The organism is Cytobacillus oceanisediminis 2691 (assembly GCF_000294775.2).
GTDB lineage: Bacteria > Bacillota > Bacilli > Bacillales > Cytobacillaceae > Cytobacillus > Cytobacillus pseudoceanisediminis.
Genome location: NZ_CP015506.1, coordinates 1,819,041 through 1,836,759, shown reverse-complemented (window position 1 = coordinate 1,836,759; position 17,719 = coordinate 1,819,041). Strand labels below are relative to the sequence as shown.

Annotated in this window: 15 protein-coding genes and 1 other annotated feature; all 15 genes read right to left on the bottom strand. The window is 43.5% G+C overall.

What is annotated here, in order from left to right; genetic code table 11:
- Positions 1-21 precede the first annotated feature (21 nt).
- Complete coding sequence (gene pyrE / locus A361_RS09375) at positions 22-654, bottom strand: orotate phosphoribosyltransferase (RefSeq protein ID WP_019381728.1); 633 nt, start codon at positions 652-654, stop codon at positions 22-24.
- Complete coding sequence (pyrF, locus tag A361_RS09370) at positions 644-1,360, bottom strand: orotidine-5'-phosphate decarboxylase (RefSeq protein ID WP_009330826.1); 717 nt, start codon at positions 1,358-1,360, stop codon at positions 644-646. The genes pyrE and pyrF overlap by 11 nt, the downstream gene beginning before the upstream one ends.
- A complete protein-coding gene (locus tag A361_RS09365; protein ID WP_019381727.1) occupies positions 1,332-2,273 on the bottom strand; it encodes a dihydroorotate dehydrogenase in 942 nt (313 codons plus the stop codon). Before A361_RS09365 ends, pyrF begins: the two co-directional genes overlap by 29 nt.
- Positions 2,270-3,046 carry a dihydroorotate dehydrogenase electron transfer subunit gene (locus tag A361_RS09360; protein WP_026041700.1) on the bottom strand — a complete coding sequence of 259 codons (777 nt, stop codon included), beginning with the start codon at positions 3,044-3,046 and terminating at the stop codon, positions 2,270-2,272. The genes A361_RS09365 and A361_RS09360 overlap by 4 nt, the downstream gene beginning before the upstream one ends.
- Positions 3,046-6,258 (bottom strand): carbamoyl-phosphate synthase large subunit, encoded by a 3,213-nt coding sequence (gene carB / locus A361_RS09355; RefSeq protein WP_009330829.1) that lies wholly within the window; start codon positions 6,256-6,258, stop codon positions 3,046-3,048. The genes A361_RS09360 and carB overlap by 1 nt, the downstream gene beginning before the upstream one ends.
- The gene (locus tag A361_RS09350; protein WP_019381725.1) at positions 6,237-7,343 is read right to left on the bottom strand and encodes a carbamoyl phosphate synthase small subunit; all 1,107 of its coding nucleotides are present in this window, start codon (positions 7,341-7,343) and stop codon (positions 6,237-6,239) included. Before A361_RS09350 ends, carB begins: the two co-directional genes overlap by 22 nt.
- A complete protein-coding gene (locus A361_RS09345; protein ID WP_019381724.1) occupies positions 7,340-8,626 on the bottom strand; it encodes a dihydroorotase in 1,287 nt (428 codons plus the stop codon). The genes A361_RS09350 and A361_RS09345 overlap by 4 nt, the downstream gene beginning before the upstream one ends.
- On the bottom strand, positions 8,589-9,527 hold the full coding sequence (locus tag A361_RS09340) for an aspartate carbamoyltransferase catalytic subunit (protein WP_019381723.1): 939 nt from the start codon (positions 9,525-9,527) through the stop codon (positions 8,589-8,591). Before A361_RS09340 ends, A361_RS09345 begins: the two co-directional genes overlap by 38 nt.
- 150 nt (positions 9,528-9,677) lie before the next feature.
- Positions 9,678-10,982, bottom strand: a complete 1,305-nt coding sequence (locus A361_RS09335; RefSeq protein WP_009330833.1) for a solute carrier family 23 protein — start codon at positions 10,980-10,982, stop codon at positions 9,678-9,680.
- 139 nt (positions 10,983-11,121) lie between these two features.
- Positions 11,122-11,667, bottom strand: a complete 546-nt coding sequence (gene pyrR / locus A361_RS09330) for a bifunctional pyr operon transcriptional regulator/uracil phosphoribosyltransferase PyrR (protein ID WP_009330834.1) — start codon at positions 11,665-11,667, stop codon at positions 11,122-11,124.
- Between the two features lie 209 nt (positions 11,668-11,876).
- A complete protein-coding gene (locus tag A361_RS09325) occupies positions 11,877-12,788 on the bottom strand; it encodes an RluA family pseudouridine synthase (RefSeq protein ID WP_019381722.1) in 912 nt (303 codons plus the stop codon).
- Positions 12,760-13,257 carry a signal peptidase II gene (gene lspA, locus A361_RS09320; RefSeq protein ID WP_009330836.1) on the bottom strand — a complete coding sequence of 166 codons (498 nt, stop codon included), beginning with the start codon at positions 13,255-13,257 and terminating at the stop codon, positions 12,760-12,762. The genes A361_RS09325 and lspA overlap by 29 nt, the downstream gene beginning before the upstream one ends.
- Positions 13,258-13,336: 79 nt before the next feature.
- Entirely contained in the window at positions 13,337-13,624 is a 288-nt protein-coding gene (locus A361_RS09315; protein ID WP_009330838.1) for a hypothetical protein, read from the bottom strand.
- A 199-nt stretch (positions 13,625-13,823) separates the two neighbouring features.
- Positions 13,824-16,595 carry an isoleucine--tRNA ligase gene (gene ileS, locus A361_RS09310; RefSeq protein ID WP_009330839.1) on the bottom strand — a complete coding sequence of 924 codons (2,772 nt, stop codon included), beginning with the start codon at positions 16,593-16,595 and terminating at the stop codon, positions 13,824-13,826.
- 95 nt (positions 16,596-16,690) lie between these two features.
- Positions 16,691-16,953: a binding site (T-box leader), on the bottom strand.
- A gap of 51 nt (positions 16,954-17,004) precedes the next feature.
- The gene (locus A361_RS09305; RefSeq protein ID WP_009330841.1) at positions 17,005-17,523 is read right to left on the bottom strand and encodes a DivIVA domain-containing protein; all 519 of its coding nucleotides are present in this window, start codon (positions 17,521-17,523) and stop codon (positions 17,005-17,007) included.
- Positions 17,524-17,719 lie beyond the last annotated feature (196 nt).

The window sequence follows — 17,719 nt, the reverse complement described above, 5'->3', positions numbered from 1 at the left end:
TTTCATTTATCAAAAACTGCTTTATTGTGTTACTTTTCCCCACTCTGCAGGATCTTTTCGCCATTCTACCAGCTTCTTCATATCCTTTTCCTGAATATAGCCATTTTCAACGGCTACTTCTGTCAGAGCTTCAATATCGGTCAGGGTATATGCTTCAATTTTCTCTTTGTCCAGCATTTCCTTTCCTTTTTCCAGCTGGTATGTAAAGATAGCTGCAACACCCAGCACTTCACAGCCCGCTTCTCTTAAAGCCTTGACAGCAGTGATAGCACTTCCTCCTGTTGAAATCAGATCTTCAACAACAACAACCTTCTGGCCTTTGTCAGCTTTTCCTTCAATTTGCTTGCCTTTCCCATGGCCCTTAGCCTTTGAGCGGACATAGCACATAGGCAGTTCCATAATGTCACTTACCCAGGCAGCATGCGGAATGCCTGCTGTTGCTGTACCTGCAATTAGTTCTGCTTCAGGAAATTTGTCCAGAATGATTGATTTAAGGCCAGCAGCTATTTCTTTTCTAACTTCAGGGTATGACAATGTAAGACGGTTATCGCAATAGATTGGAGCACGCAATCCTGAAGACCATATAAATGGATCGTTTGGGTTTAATGCAACTGCTTTTATATCTAATAATTTTTCTGCTATTTTACGCTTCATTTAGAACGCCCTCCCAAGATTGCTTGCATTGAATATATTTTTCAAATGGATTTTCCGCTCTTGTAATCGATCGGCCTACTACAATTGCGGAAGCCCCTTCCTTTCTGGCGAATTCAGGTGTTGCCACTCTTTTCTGATCTCCGGAGTCGTCAGATAACAGTCGTATTCCCGGTGTTACAGTCAAAAAGGAAGATCCTATTCGCGAACTTATCTCCCTTGCCTCAAGACTTGAACATACTACCCCATCAAGTCCTGCTTCTTTGGCAAGCTTGGCATAATGAAGAACAGATTCGTTTAATGAAGCAGGAATTAACTGCTCTGATTTCATTTGCTGTTCGGATGTGCTTGTCAGCTGCGTCACAGCAATACAAGATGGCCTTTTCCCTGAACTTCCGGCTTCAAGTCCTTCACGTGCTGCTTCCATCATGGCTTTTCCTCCTGCGGCATGGACATTAACCATATCGCAGCCAAGCCCGGCAAGCCTCTTCATTGCACTTTTAACAGTATTAGGAATATCATGAAGCTTGAGATCAAGGAAGATCTCATGCCCTTGTTCTTTTAGTTCGTGAACGATGGAAGGACCCTCCTGATAAAATAACTCCATGCCGACCTTTAGAAATAATTTTTCATTTTCAAAGTTTTTCAGAAAATGATTAACTTCCATTTTCCCTGAAAAATCAAGAGCAATAATGAGCGGCTTTTTCATTCTTCTTCCAGCTCCTTCCTATACAATCTGAAATATGTTCATATCCAAGGTTTTCAATAAGTTCGGGCAGCCTATCGATAATTTTCGGACACACAAAAGGATCTACGAAGTTAGCTGTTCCAACCGCTACTGCACTTGCACCCGCATAGAAGTATTCGATTACATCCTCTGCAGATTCAATGCCGCCCATTCCGATTATCGGAAGGGACACCTGCTGGCTCACTTCATAAATCATCCTTAGCGCGACAGGCTTAATGGCTGGCCCTGAAAGTCCCCCTGTTCTATTTGCCAAAATCGGATTGCCTGTTTTTAGATCGATTCTCATGCCAACAAGCGTGTTGATCATTGTTAAACCGTCAGCTCCGCCATCTTCCACTGCTTTCGCCATTTCTACAATATTTGTGACATTTGGTGAAAGCTTTACATAGACAGGAACCTCTGAAACCTCTTTTACTTTTTTCGTTAGGTTTTTAGCAATTTCCGGTATAGTCCCAAAGGCAATTCCGCCTGTTTTTACATTCGGACAGGAGATGTTGAGCTCAAGCGCATGTACATTCGGGCTTTCAGAAATTCTTTTGGCAACCGCAACATAATCCTCTTCCTGCGAACCAGCTACATTGGCAATGATCGGTACATCATATTGTTCAAGCCAGACCAGTTCTTCATTCACCACTTTTTCCAGTCCTGGATTCTGCAGTCCTATTGCATTCAGCATTCCTGCTGAGGTCTCAGCCACTCTTGGTGTTGGATTTCCAAAACGGGGCTCAAGGGTTGTCGCCTTAATCATGATCGCACCCAATTGGCTCAAATCATACATCTGGCTGAATTCTCTTCCGAAGCCAAAGCATCCTGATGCAGGCATGATTGGATTTTTTAATTCCAGTCCAGGCAGACTGACATTTATTGAGTTCATAGAACTACCTCCCCTGCTTTAAAGACCGGTCCGTCACTGCAGACTTTTTTATAACTGTATCCATCAGGATCATCCCCTGTATGGCAAACGCATGCAAAGCACGCTCCGATGCCGCAGCCCATCCGTTCTTCCAATGAAAGGTATACGGTTTTATGAGAGTATTGATTTTCAAGCGCCTTCAGCATCGGCGTTGGGCCGCATGAATATAAAACATCGAAATTAATATTAAATTTATTAATAACATCTGTAACAAAGCCTTTCGTTCCTGCACTTCCATCAGATGTAGCCAGATAGGTCTCGCCCAGCTGAGCAAACTTTTCTTCATAGAAAACGGCACTTGCTGACTGAAAGCCAAGGACATGTATCACCTTAACACCATGGCTTACAAGCTGTTTGGACAACTCATATAGAGGGGGGACTCCAATTCCGCCTCCCACTAGAAGTGCTGTATCCCCCCGGCCAGCTTCACTGATAGGAAACCCATTTCCCAGCGGCCCCAATACATCTGTGTAATCGCCAGGTTTTTTTTCTGAAAGCATCACCGTTCCCCTGCCTTCAGCACGATATATCATCTTAAACTGGCTTTCATCAGGTAAAATCTCTGCAATGCTGATCGGCCTTCTTAGCATCGGGTCATAACCCCCGGATATTTTCAAATGCACAAATTGCCCGGGCACTTTCATTTCATGAACAAGCTCACCTTGAAGGGTGAGCTCGTAAATGTTTTCAGCAAGTTTAATTTGCGATATTACAGTGCATTGTTCCTGTCTGATCAAGATAAAACCGCCTCCCGGACTTGTTCTGGCTTATCCATCGCATCTGCTGAGAAATTCATTGATTCGATTACTTGAAGGATTGCTTCTGCCGTATCCAGGGAAGTAAGGCATGGCACGCCATTTTCCACCGATTCACGGCGGATGCGGAAGCCATCTCTGGCAGGCTGCTTTCCTTTTGTTAGAGTATTTATAACAAATTGCGCTTCGCCATTTCTGATGACATCCAGAAGGTTTGGCCCTTCTGAGCCGATCTTTCCAGTCACCTTTACAGGAATGCCGGCAGATTTAAGGAATAACGCTGTTCCGCTCGTTGCCATTAGCCTGTAGCCGATGGATACAAATCTCTTTGCCAGCTGCAGCGCCTCATCCTTATCCTTATCTGCGACAGTCATTAGTACGGTTCCAAACGGCTGGATTTTCATGCCGGAAGCAACAAGACCTTTATAAAGGGCTTTTTCAAGCGTTGAATCTTTTCCCATAACTTCTCCAGTTGACTTCATTTCAGGCCCTAAAGTGATGTCTACTCTTCTTAATTTTGCAAAAGAGAACACTGGGACTTTTACAAACACGCCTTTTCTCTCCGGCAGGAGGCCAGATCCGCAGCCCTGCTGAGCCAATGTTTGGCCCATGATAACTTTCGTGGCGATTTTGGCCATTGGCACGTTTGTAATCTTGCTCAAGAAAGGAACCGTCCGGCTTGAACGCGGGTTGACTTCCAGGACATATACTTCCCCTTTTGCCACTACATACTGGATATTCAGGAGACCTATAATGCCAAGGCCCTTAGCCATCTTCTCGGTATACTCAACAAGCTTGTCTTTGATTGCTTCTGATATATTTTGCGGAGGATAGACGGCAATGGAATCTCCTGAGTGTACTCCAGCTCTTTCAATATGCTCCATGATGCCTGGAATAAGCACATTTTCTCCATCCGAAATGGCGTCCACTTCTATCTCCTTCCCAGTCAGATACCGGTCGATCAATACTGGATGCTCTGGATTTACTTTAACAGCGTTTTCCATATAATGAAGAAGCTCGGCTTCTTTATATACTATCTCCATGGCCCTTCCGCCAAGTACATATGATGGTCGGACAACTACGGGATAACCGATTTCACCAGCAACCGCTACTGCCTGCTCCACTGATAAGGCAGTCTTTCCTTTTGGCATCGGAATGCCAAGCTCTGCAAGAGCTTGCTCAAATTTATCCCGGTCTTCTGCCCGGTCTACATTTTCAAGAGAAGTTCCGAGAATTTTCACGCCTCTCTTTACCAGATCTGCTGCAAGGTTAATCGCTGTTTGTCCGCCAAATTGCACAACTACACCTTCTGGCTTCTCAAGATCAATGATGTGCATAACATCTTCAATCGTCAGCGGCTCAAAATATAGCTTATCGGAGATGCTAAAGTCAGTCGAAACAGTTTCCGGATTATTATTAATGATGATTGCTTCATAACCTGCTTCCTTGATGGCCCATACTGCGTGGACAGTTGAATAGTCAAACTCCACTCCCTGGCCAATTCGGATAGGACCTGAGCCGAGAACAACAACACTTTTGCGTCCGGTTACATCCGATTCGTTCTCATCTTCGTAAGTTCCATAGAAATACGGTGTTTCAGATTCAAATTCTGCTGCGCATGTATCAACCATTTTATAAACCGGTACAATATCTTGTTCTTTTCTCCAGCTGTATACTTCCATTTCACTTGAATCCCACAGCCTGGCAATCACCAGATCGGCAAATCCCATTTCCTTTGCAGCTTTCCCTGTTTCAGGGTCAAAAGGATTTTCTGTTAATACACTCTCAAAATCTATGATTTTCTTAATCTTATGAAGGAAGAATAGATCAATCATACTCCATTCATGGATCGTCTCGATGGTGACTCCCCTTCTGATGGCTTCTCCGATATAAAACAAACGTTCATCGCCTGCTTTTCGAATCCGCTTTTCGATCAATTCATTCGAAATTTGGTCAGCGTCCTTCAGCTCAAGATGATAAATGTTGGCTTCAAGTGAACGGACTGCTTTCAGAAGAGATTCTTCAAATGTGCGGCCTATTGCCATCACTTCACCTGTAGCCTTCATTTGGGTCCCAAGCGAACGGTTCGCAGATTCAAATTTATCGAACGGCCAGCGTGGAATTTTTGAGACAATATAATCCAATGCCGGTTCAAAGCAGGCATATGTTTTTCCTGTTACAGGATTCATCATTTCATCAAGTGTCAGCCCCACCGCTATCTTGGCTGCCAGTTTGGCAATCGGATATCCTGTTGCCTTGGATGCAAGTGCTGATGAACGGCTGACACGCGGGTTAACTTCAATGATGTAATAATTGAAGCTATCCGGATCAAGTGCCAGCTGGACATTGCATCCTCCTTCAATCTCAAGGGCGCGGATAATTTTTAATGAAGTGTTTCTAAGCAGCTGATATTCACGATCACTTAAAGTTTGGCTTGGAGCTACAACAATGGAATCACCTGTGTGGACACCTACAGGATCGAAGTTTTCCATATTGCAGACAACAATCGCATTGTCATTGGAGTCTCGCATCACTTCATACTCAATTTCTTTGAAGCCCGCAATGCTCTTTTCAAGCAGGCACTGTGTTACAGGGCTGTTCTTCAAGCCGCTTGTCACAATTTCGATTAACTCTTCTTCATCGTGGCAGATTCCCCCGCCTGTCCCCCCTAATGTAAAAGCAGGGCGTACGATGACCGGATAGCCAATCCTATTTACAAATTTATATGCTTCTTCAAGATTATGGATAATTTCACTTTCAGGCACCGGCTCGCCTAGTTCATTCATCAGATTTCTGAAAAGATCCCGGTCTTCCGCTTTTTGAATAGCAGATAATTTTGTACCGAGGATTTCAACCCCGCATTCTTCCAACACACCTGATTCAGCAAGTTCTACTGCCAGGTTTAATCCTGTCTGTCCCCCAAGAGTAGGTACAAGGGCATCAGGGCGTTCTTTTCGGATGATGCGGCTGACGAATTCCAGCGTAAGCGGTTCTATATATACTGCGTCAGCAATTTCAGTATCTGTCATGATGGTGGCAGGATTGGAATTTACTAGAATGACACGATAACCTTCCTCTTTCAACGCAATGCAAGCCTGTGTTCCAGCATAATCAAACTCTGCTGCCTGTCCGATGACAATTGGTCCTGATCCGATAACTAAAATGCTTTTTATATCTGTACGCTTTGGCATGCTGCAGCACCTTCCTCTTTATGTGATTCAATCATTTGCAGGAATTGTTCAAATAATCCATTTGCATCCTCCGGTCCCGGTGAAGCCTCAGGGTGATATTGCACAGTGAACGCCGGGACTTCTTTATGTTTCAAACCTTCAATCGTTCCATCGTTTAATGCAATATGTGTTACTTCCAGAAGACTACCCGAGATGGAGTTTTCTTCCACTGAATATCCATGGTTTTGAGATGTTAATGCGACTTTTCCGGTTTGCAAATCTTTTACCGGATGGTTTGAACCGCGATGGCCGAATTTCATTTTTTCTGTATTGGCACCGCATGCGAGGGCAAAAAGCTGATGTCCCAGGCAAATCCCAAAAATCGGCACGTTTCCTAACAGACCTTTAATCATTGTGATGGCTTCCGGAACATCTTTCGGGTCTCCCGGCCCATTTGAAAGCATAACCCCATCCGGGCTCATGCTGAGTATTTCTTCAGCTGTTGTATTATATGGTACAACAATCACATCACAATCCCGTTTGTTTAATTCTCTTAAGATACCGTGTTTCATGCCGAAATCTACAAGGACTACCCTTCTGCCGCGTCCGGGGCTTGGATAAGGTGTCTTAGTTGAAACTTGCTTAACCTGATCGTTTCGCAGCTTGGTTGCCCGCAGTTTTTCTAAGATTAATTCCGGGTTTTCACTTATGCTGCAAATAGCACCTTTCAGCGTACCATGCTGCCTGATAATCCTTGTTAATTTTCTAGTATCAATCCCAGCGATCCCAGGGATGTTTTTCATCTCAAAGTATTCAGCAATTGACTGTTCATTTCTCCAGTTTGATGGAAACTCGCTTGCTTCTTTTACAATGAACCCGGAGATGGCAGGGGAGATGGATTCAAAATCATCTCGATTAATTCCATAATTTCCGATTAAAGGGTATGTCAATGTTACAATTTGTCCACAGTAGGAAGGGTCAGAGAGAATTTCCTGATAACCCGTCATTCCTGTATTGAATACTACCTCTCCAATCGAATTCGTATCGCTTCCAAAGCCTTTTCCAATAAAAATTGTTCCGTCTTCCAGAATCAGCTGTTTTTTCATGCTTTTACACTCCCTCTGTTCCAAACAATTTTTCCTTCAGCTATTGTCATGACTGGCCAGCCTTTACAATCCCAGCCAGTAAATGGCGTGTTTTTCCCTTTTGATAAGAACTGAACAGGGTCAATCTTTTCCTGGCGGTTTAGATCTAGCAGGACAAGATCAGCGATTTCACCTGCTTCCAGTTTTCCTGATTGAATGCCGAACGCCTTTGCTGGCTTGATCGTTAAATAATCAATCACCTGTTTTAGCGTGAATATCCCCTTCTCGACAAAGTGTGTGTATAGAAGCGGGAAGGCTGTCTCAAGTCCAACAATCCCAAAAGGCGCCAGCTCCATCCCCTCTTCTTTTTCCGCTGCTGTGTGAGGTGCATGGTCGGTCGCGATAAAATCAATCGTGCCGTCCAATAATCCTTCTATTAAGGCAGCTCGGTCATCTGCCCCTCTTAATGGAGGATTCATTTTAAAGTTTGCATCCAGACCTGGGATATCCTCTTCACATAGAAGGAGGTGATGAGGTGTCACTTCGGCCGTTACCTTGATGCCTGCCCGCTTTGCATCTCTTACCACCCTGACAGACTCTTTCGTGCTGATATGGCAGACATGATAATGGCAGCCAGCAGCTTCGGCAAGGAGTACATCCCTTGCGATTTGTACTGATTCACAGACGGAAGGAATACCATTTAAACCATTCTCTTTAGCAAAAACTCCATCATGCACTGAACCTTTGTTAATGAGGGTATTTTCTTCGCAGTGCGCAACAATCGGCATGCTTATCTCTGCGGCATTCCTCATTGCCTGCAGCATCATGGCTGCTGACTGAACCCCAACTCCGTCATCTGTAAAAGCAAACGCTCCAGCTTCTTTCAGTGCTTTAAAATCTGTTAATTCCTGGCCAAGCTCACGGATCGTAATCGATGCATATGGCAAAACCTTGACCGACGCAGTCTCTTCAATACGGCAGTTCAATTTATCAAGCTGTTCTTTCGTATCAGGTACAGGCCGGGTATTCGGCATGGCAGCAACCGTTGTGAAACCGCCTTTGGCTGCTGCTTTAGTGCCAGTTTCAATGGTCTCTTTCTTTTCACCGCCAGGTTCACGCAAGTGTACATGGAGATCTATAAAGCCTGGTGCAATCAATAAGCCTTCAGCATCAATCACTTCCTGTGCCTTTTCCTCGATACCTGCACCTATCCCGGCAATTTTTCCTGACTTTATGTAAATGTCAGTTTTTACAACGTTCCCTTCTTTAGTAAGCAACTGGCCATTTTTGATTAATATTGACATGATTAGCTCCCCCTTCAATATGTTCAATCGATCTTTTTAGTACAGCCATTCGGATGTACACACCATTTTGCATTTGTTTGAAGATTCTGGAACGCTCACATTCCACCAGGCAATCTGCTATTTCCACACCCCGATTTACAGGGGCCGGATGCATGATAATGCTGTTTGGCTTCATTTTTGTTTCACGCTCTTCTGTAAGGCCGTATGCCAGGTGGTATTCTTCAGCCGTTTGATTGGCTTTGGATTCATGCCGCTCATGCTGGATTCTCAGCAGCATGACAGCATCAGCGGTTTCAATAGCTGTATCAACATCTTCATACATGCCATTTTCAAGCAATTCTTCATTGAACCATTCTTTTGGTCCGGAGAAAACAACCTTCGCACCGAGCCGGACAAGTGCATCTGCATTGGATCTTGCGACACGGCTATGGGCAATATCACCGATGATGGCTACTTTTAATCCTTCAAAGGAACCGAATTCCTGTTTAATTGTCAGCAGGTCTAGCAGGGATTGTGTTGGATGGTGGCCGCAGCCATCCCCTGCATTAAGGATAGAAACACCGCTTTTATCTGTTAATTCGTCAAAGTAGCGGTCCTGGCTATGGCGAATGACTACTGCATGCACTCCGATTGCTTCAAGTGTTTTTACCGTATCGTATAGTGACTCACCCTTCGATACACTTGACGTACTGACTTCAAATGGGATTATGTCCAATCCAAGCCGCCTTTCCGCAACTTCAAAGCTGCACTTTGTCCTTGTGCTATTCTCAAAAAAGAGGTTGGCGACAAAAACCTTTTGTTCAGGAGTCCATGTTCCGCCGTTTAAAAAGTATTGTGCATCATTAAGTATTTTATTGATTTCTTTAATCCCTAGCTCTGAGGTAGTGAGCAAATGTTTCAATTTTTTTCCTCCTCTTCAAAAAAAGCACCCTGCCGATTTGGTCAGGGTGCTGCAAAGTTGAGGCAGCCAGATATACGGATACACCGATCCCCGTATAGCAGGTTTGCCGCCAACACCCTTATAAGCCTCTCGGGACTTAGTTAAAAAGCGTTAAGCTACATTATTTTTTTTTTCATTTTCAGCTTCAAACATATCTTCCTTAGCCTCTTCTCTTCCAGGGAGAATCAGGTTCAGGAGAACTCCGCTGATCGCTGCCAGAGCCATTCCTTCCAGTTTGAATGCCCAAATTTCGATATGGGCTCCGCCAATTCCGAGTACAAGGATGACGGATGCGATAACCAGGTTACGGTTGTTTCCAAAATCCACCTTGCTGTCAACAAGCATTCTTAAACCTGATGAAGCGATGATCCCGAACAGCAGGATCGACACGCCGCCCATTACTGGAGTAGGGATCGAGCTGATCAGTGCTGTTACCTTGCCAATGAATCCGAAGATGATGGCGATGACTGCAGCACCTGCCAGTACATAGACACTGTATATTTTTGTGATGGCCAGTACGCCAATGTTTTCACCGTAAGTTGTCTTTGGCGGACCCCCGATTAATGCCGAGATCATTGTTCCTGTTCCATCAGCAAGGATGGAGCGGTGAAGACCCGGTTCTTTAATATAGTCTCTCCCAACTACTTTTCCAAGGACAAGCTGATGACCGATATGTTCAGAGATTGTCACAACAGCCACCGGAATCATTAGAAGTGCCAGATCCAGGGTTATCCTCACTTCATAATCAGCGAACGGAATTATGAACTCCGGCATTTCGAACCAGGCTGCCTGCTGTACAAGTGAGAAGTCTATAAGGCCCACAGCCAGTGAGTAAACATACCCGATGATGATACCTGCAAGAATCGGCACCATGCTGAGCATTCCTTTTGCATAGATGGAGAAGATAATTGTTGCACCTAAAGTGATGAGCGCCGCTGAAAAATGCAGCATGCTGTATTCACCCGTTTCAGGGTTGTTCATGGCCATACCGACTGCTGTGCCTGCTAATGCCAAACCGATTACGATGATAACCGGGCCGACCACGATGGGTGGAAGCAGATTCATAATCCAGCGGTAGCCTGCTTTTTTGATGATTAATGCTACGGCTCCATATACTAGTCCTGCCATAAAGCTTCCGATCATGGCAGCACCTGGTCCGCCAGCTGCTTTTGCTGCGATGATCGGAGCAATGAAAGCGAAAGATGACCCTAAGTATGCCGGTACCTGCCATTTTGTTATGATGAGGAAAGCGATTGTTGCCAGTCCGCTTGAGATTAAAGCTATGGCAGGATTTAATCCTACTAAGAAAGGTACAAGTATAGTGGCTCCGAACATTGCGAATAAGTGCTGTAAACTTAATGTCAGCCAATGGGCTGGTTTTGGAACATCTTTTATATCTAGAATAGGCTTATGCATCCCAATCTCTCCTCTTCATTTTATTAAAAAACCCTCCTTGCCAGATCCGCAAAGAGGGTATAAGAGCACAGCAAAAGACAGACTGCTTCTGCTGAGTTCCCCTTTGCCAGCCTCTCTGGACTGCATTTAAAAGGGCTATTTAATTTTCAAAAATGCTTACTTGATCGTTTTCATCCACTTCCTTCAGCTCAACAACAATTTTCTCCGAACTGGAGGTTGGAATGTTTTTTCCTACATAATCAGCTCTTATCGGAAGCTCCCTATGGCCCCGGTCCACGAGTACTGCCAGCTGAATCTGCGATGGCCTTCCGATGTCAATCAGCGCATCAAGAGCTGCTCTGACCGTTCTTCCTGTATAAAGAACATCATCGACCAAGATCACTTTCTGATCATTTATATCTTTTGGAACATCTGAGCCTTTGACTAGCGGCTCCTGATTATCAGTCTTTTTTGTAAGATCATCTCTATAGAGAGTGATATCAAGTTCGCCTACATCAATTTTGGCACCTTCTATTTGTTCGATCCGCTCGGCCAGGCGGTTCGCCAGGTAAATCCCCCTTGTGCGGATTCCAATCAGGATGCAATGTTCGATCCCTTTATTTTTTTCTATGATTTCATGAGCTATCCTTGTCAGCGCTCTCCTGATTGCCTGGTCATCCAAAACAATTGCTTTTTGCTGCGGCATTCTGACTCACCTCTATTATCTGATTCTCTTCTGTTAATGTTATATATAAAAAAACCCTCTCACCGATCGGGCGAGAGGGTAAACGATTCTGTTGCTGCAGAATAAGGGATACAAATTTCCTTATTCAATCCGTTTCCTTCCCAGCCTCACGGGACTGTTTTAAAGGACTTATTCAACTATTGTCATCTTAAAGCACAATTGGACAATTGTCAACGATTATTTGCCAGTTTATCTAATAGCTCCTCGAAATAAGCAGGTATAGATGCCTCAAATTCCAGGTACTCTCCTGTTCTTGGATGTTCAAATCCAAGAACACCTGCATGCAGTGCCTGTCCGCCAATATCAAGAGTCTTTCTTGGACCGTATTTAGGATCTCCTGCCAGAGGATAGCCAATATATTTCATATGAACACGGATTTGATGAGTTCTTCCCGTTTCCAGCTGGCATTCCACAAGTGTGAAATCCCTGAAACGCTCCAGGACCTGAAAATGAGTAACCGCATGTTTTCCATTGTCAACAACGGTCATGCTTTGACGGTCTTTGGGATCGCGGGCAATAGGCGCATCAATCGTACCATAATCATGGGGAATAACTCCATGAACAACGGCACGGTACTTACGTGTAACCGTTTTATTCATCAGCTGGTTCACAAGACTTTCATGTGCCATATCATTCTTAGCAACCATAAGAAGTCCTGATGTATCTTTATCGATTCTATGAACGATTCCTGGCCTCATAACCCCATTAATTCCTGAAAGATCTGTGCAATGTGCCATAAGTCCATTAACAAGAGTGCCAGTACCATGCCCGGCTGCCGGATGGACCACCATTCCTTTTGGTTTGTTTACCACCAGGACATCTTTATCTTCATAATAAATATCCAGATCCATTTTTTCCGGCACGACATCTAATTCCTCAGGTTCAGGAATTGATATTTCAATTTTATCATTTGCCGTACATTTGTAATTGGTTTTCGGCTTCTGCCCATTTACAAGGACATTGCCGTCTTTGATCCATTGCTGAACCTGCGTTCTTGACCAATCCGCATTCAGTGTGGATAACACTTTATCTATTCTTTCTCCTGCCTGTTCATCAGGAATGATGTGTTCCATTTTCTCCATAAGATTTCTCCTTTTTCTTTGCTTCTCTCTCTTCAAGCAGCATCTGAATCATCAATAATCCTACACCAATGACCAGTGCCGAGTCAGCAATATTGAAAACGGGAAAGTCATAGCCAAAAATATAAGTGTTTACAAAATCCACCACTTCTTTTCGAAATACCCTGTCAATAAAGTTTCCAATCGCTCCGCCCAGCATCAGGCCCAAAGAGACTCCAAGAAGCAATTTGCCTTTGGCTGCTTTTTGAATGTAATAAATGATACCAATTATGACAATAACGGTTATTACGTAGAAAAACCACATTTGCCCCTGCAGGATGCCCCAGGCAGCGCCACGGTTGCGGTGCGATGTAATATAAAGAAAGTCCTCAATAACTTTAACACTTTCCCCTAATTCAAAGTTCTTAACAATCAGCCATTTCGTAAACTGATCAAGTGCTATCACGAACAATGCAATTATGTAATAAAACACAAAGGCAACCCCCAAATCTCATATCATTACCTTTGCATTTTAGCACAAACTGAATAAAAAACACAGCACACGCCTAAACTCAGTGGAAAATAGATTTTCTGTAGAATTTCCCAAGCCTGCTGCAATCCTCCATTGTTTTTAAAGTAGGGATCATATGAAGCAAATCTGACGGGAGCAGCTCACCTGAAATTTCACATATGCCAAAGCTTCCAGTTTCAATTTTGCTGAGTGTTTGCTCGATATCATGCAGTTCTTCCAATAAAATAGGTTTTATCAAAGCGGAACTATTGCCTTCCATTAGTCTTTCCAATATTTCCTGTCTTGTATTACGGAGTTCTGTATATAGCCCTTCTGCCTTTGCATCCATGCCGTTTCCTCCGTTCTATAATGTTTACTTTATTATCTTCTCGGAACGGATTTCAGACACGGGCAAACTTTTAGCAAACGGCACAACATTTAGTGAAGGTGGAATTATTTATAAAATGGATTTCGCATTCGCCTTAGGATAAAAAAGAACGTCATTTATCAAAAAAACAGTCCCCCAAATATTTGAGGGACTGCAGTATTTAAGCCAAGTGGCTATAATTATTCTTTACAACCTCAGCACAGCGGGGGCAAAGAGTGTCATAGCCTTCTGTCTGGCCAACTTCTGGAGTAACTGTCCAGCAGCGATCACATGTTTCGCCTTCTGCTTTGGAAACCACAATTGCAGTATTTTCAAATTTCACGGCATTTTCAGGTGCATCTGACAGGCTGCCTGCAACCTCAAATCCAGAAACGATAAAGATTTGCTGAAGATTTTCCTGAATTGAATCCAGCAGGCTCTTTGCTTGATCGTTTACATAAAGTGTCACTTTAGCAGTCAGAGATTTGCCGATCACCTTTTCATTACGCGCTTCCTCCAATGCTTTAAGAACATCATTGCGAAGCTTCATAAATGCAGTCCACTTTTCTTCCAGCTGTTTCGCGTTCGGAAGCTCTTGATATTCAGGCATATCCGTCAATTGTACACTTACTTCCTTCACATTCGGAATAAAGCTCCAAACTTCATCTGAAGTATGGGAAAGGATAGGTGCAACAAGTTTTGTCAAAGCAATAAGGCTCTCATATAAAACAGTTTGGATAGCACGGCGTTCTGCATTATCTTTCGCTTCAATGTATAGGACATCTTTAGCAAAATCAAGATAGAATGCACTTAGATCCAATGTACAGAAATTATTGACAGCGTGGTAGATGCTGGCAAATTCATAGCGGTCATAAGACTCGCGAACATTCTTGATCAGTTTATTCAGCTTAACAAGCATAAACTGGTCAACTTCACGCAGGTTTTCAAATGAAACCGAGTCTGTTGCCGGGTTAAAATCATCCAGATTTCCAAGCAAGAAGCGGAACGTATTGCGGATCTTTCTATATACTTCTGCAACCTGCTTCAGAATAGCATCAGATACCCGGACATCTGCCTGATAATCAACTGACGCCACCCATAAACGCAGAATGTCAGCACCAAGCTGATTCATGACTTTTGCCGGAACAACTACGTTTCCGATGGATTTACTCATTTTTCTTCCTTCGCCATCAAGTGTGAACCCGTGGCTCAGGACACCTTTATAAGGAGCTTTGCCTGTTACTGCTACAGCAGTTGAAAGTGAAGAGTTAAACCAGCCTCGGTATTGATCAGAGCCTTCAAGGTATAAATCTGCAGGACGCTGTAAATCGTCGCGCTCTAAAAGAACTGCCTGATGGGAAGAACCGGAATCAAACCACACGTCCATGATATCCGTTTCTTTTGTAAACTGGCCATTCGGGCTTCCTGGATGTGTAAATCCTTCAGGCAGCAGTTCTTTCGCTTCTCTCTCGAACCAGATGTTCGAACCATGTTCACGGAAAAGATTAGACACATGTTCAATTGTTTCATCTGTGATAATTTCTTCTCCATTTTCCGCATAAAAGACAGGAATTGGCACGCCCCATACACGCTGTCGGGAGATGCACCAATCACCGCGGTCCCTGACCATGTTAAATAGTCTTGTCTCGCCCCATGCAGGATACCAATTTGTTTCCTTAACAGCTTCCAGAAGTTCATTGCGGAAATCTTTAATGGATGCAAACCATTGGGCAGTAGCACGGAAAATAACTGGTTTTTTCGTTCTCCAGTCATGCGGATAAGAGTGAGTAATAAAAGTAAGTTTTAATAAAGCCCCGGCTTCCTCAAGTTTTTCAGTAATCGGCTTATTGGCTGCATCATAGAATAAACCTTCAAAGCCAGGAGCTTCACTAGTCATGTTTCCTTTATCATCAACCGGGCATAATACGTCTAACCCGTATTTCATGCCTACATGGAAATCGTCTTCCCCATGGCCAGGAGCAGTGTGAACACACCCAGTACCAGCATCAGTTGTAACATGCTCACCCAGCATGACAAGGGAATCACGGCCATAAAGGGGATGCTCGGCAACTACATTTTCGAGGTCGGTCCCTTTTACTGATTGGACAACTTTATAGTCTTCCCATTCAAATTCTTTAGCCACTGAAGCCAGTAAATCTTCAGCAACCATAAACTTTTTGCTGTTTGCCTCAACTACACTATAGGTAAGGTCCGGATGAATTGAAATTCCAAGGTTTGCCGGAATAGTCCATGGAGTAGTAGTCCAGATGACAATATGAGTGTCCTGATCTAATACGTTCTTGCCATCTTTTACTTTAAAAGCAACATAGATGGACGGTGAACGCTTATCTTTATACTCAATTTCAGCTTCAGCCAGAGCTGATTCAGATGATGGTGACCAATATACAGGCTTTTTACCTTTGTAGATATAGCCTTTTTTCGCCATTTCCCCAAATACTTTTATTTGCTGGGCTTCGTACTCAGGCTTTAGAGTGATGTATGGATTCTCCCAGTCACCGCGGACGCCTAAGCGCTTAAATTGACCGCGCTGGCTGTCAATCTGCTCGTATGCATACTCTTCACAAAGCTTGCGGAACTCAGCAATACTCATTTCTTTACGCTTTACGCCTTTGTTTGTCAAGGCCTGCTCAATTGGCAAACCATGTGTATCCCAGCCAGGAACATATGGAGCATTATAGCCAGTCATTGACTTAGAGCGTACGATGAAATCCTTTAAGATTTTATTCAGCGCATGGCCGATGTGGATGTCGCCATTCGCATATGGAGGACCATCATGCAGAACAAACATTGGACGGCCTTTGGTCCGTTCCTGGACCTTCTCATAAATATTCATCTCTTCCCATTTTGCCTGAATTTCTGGTTCGCGCTTTGGAAGATTGCCGCGCATTGGGAATTCGGTTTTTGGCATTAATAAACTATCTTTGTAATCCATTCCTTTGCCTCCTGTTTATAACTCATTAAATACCATGATAGCCAATGAGAGCTGATAAAAACCACAGTAAAATACAAAAAAACCTTCCCATCCCAAAAAGGGACGAGAAGGTTGTATTCTCCCGCGGTACCACCCTTGTAGATGAAAAATGATTATGTTTCATCCGCTCAAAGAATTCTTAACGTGAATGAACCGCCTTGGCCTACTGATGGTTATACGTTCGGCAAGGAACTCAAGGGTGATTTTCCAGCTTTTGCTTATACCCGGGCTTCCACCATCCCCGGCTCGCTTACAGAGTAAGAATGCCATTCTGTACATAAGCTTTGAAAGACTGTACTGTCCCTCTCATTGTTGATAAACATCGTATTTTACTTTGTTTTAAAATTATATGCGATATTTCCAGCTTTCGTCAAGCCAGTGATTCTTCTTCTTCTCTTAATGACTTAAGTTCAGTGGAATCCAGCTTATATTCCATTAAATGATCCCAATCATCGTTGTTTAGCATATCCAGCTGTGCTTCAACAAGCATCTTGAAACGTGTTCGGAATACTTTGGACTGTTTCTTTAAATCTTCAATATCCAGTGCGATTTTTCTCGCTTTAGACAGGGATTCGTTCACAATTCTGTCAGCATTCTTTTCAGCTTCTTTAATGATTAGCTTCGCTTCTTTATGGGCATTGCGCTTTACTTCCTCTGCTGCTTCCTGTGCAACCACAATAGATTTATTAAGTGTTTCTTCAATTGTAGTAAAGTGGCCTATGCGTTCGTTTGTATCATTGAGCTTTTCTTCAAGCTCCTTTTTTTCCCTGATCAGGATTTCGTAGTCCTTTATGATCTGGTCGAGGAATTCGTTTACTTCATCTTCGTCATAACCGCGGAATCCTTTGCTGAATTCCTTGTTATGAATATCTAACGGTGTTAATGGCATGTGTGCCACCTCCCAGGTCTGTTGATCTTATGTAAATTGGTTTGAGCCTGCTGGTTCATTTTAATTATAGCAGACTCCGTAGTCTTTTGATTATTTATTCGACAGGTTGTTTCAAATTCCTTCAAGATTATAAAAAATTTTATCTGTTTGCTTAAGTGTTGACTTCCGCTGCAGGCACTCAGCGACGGCGGGCTTC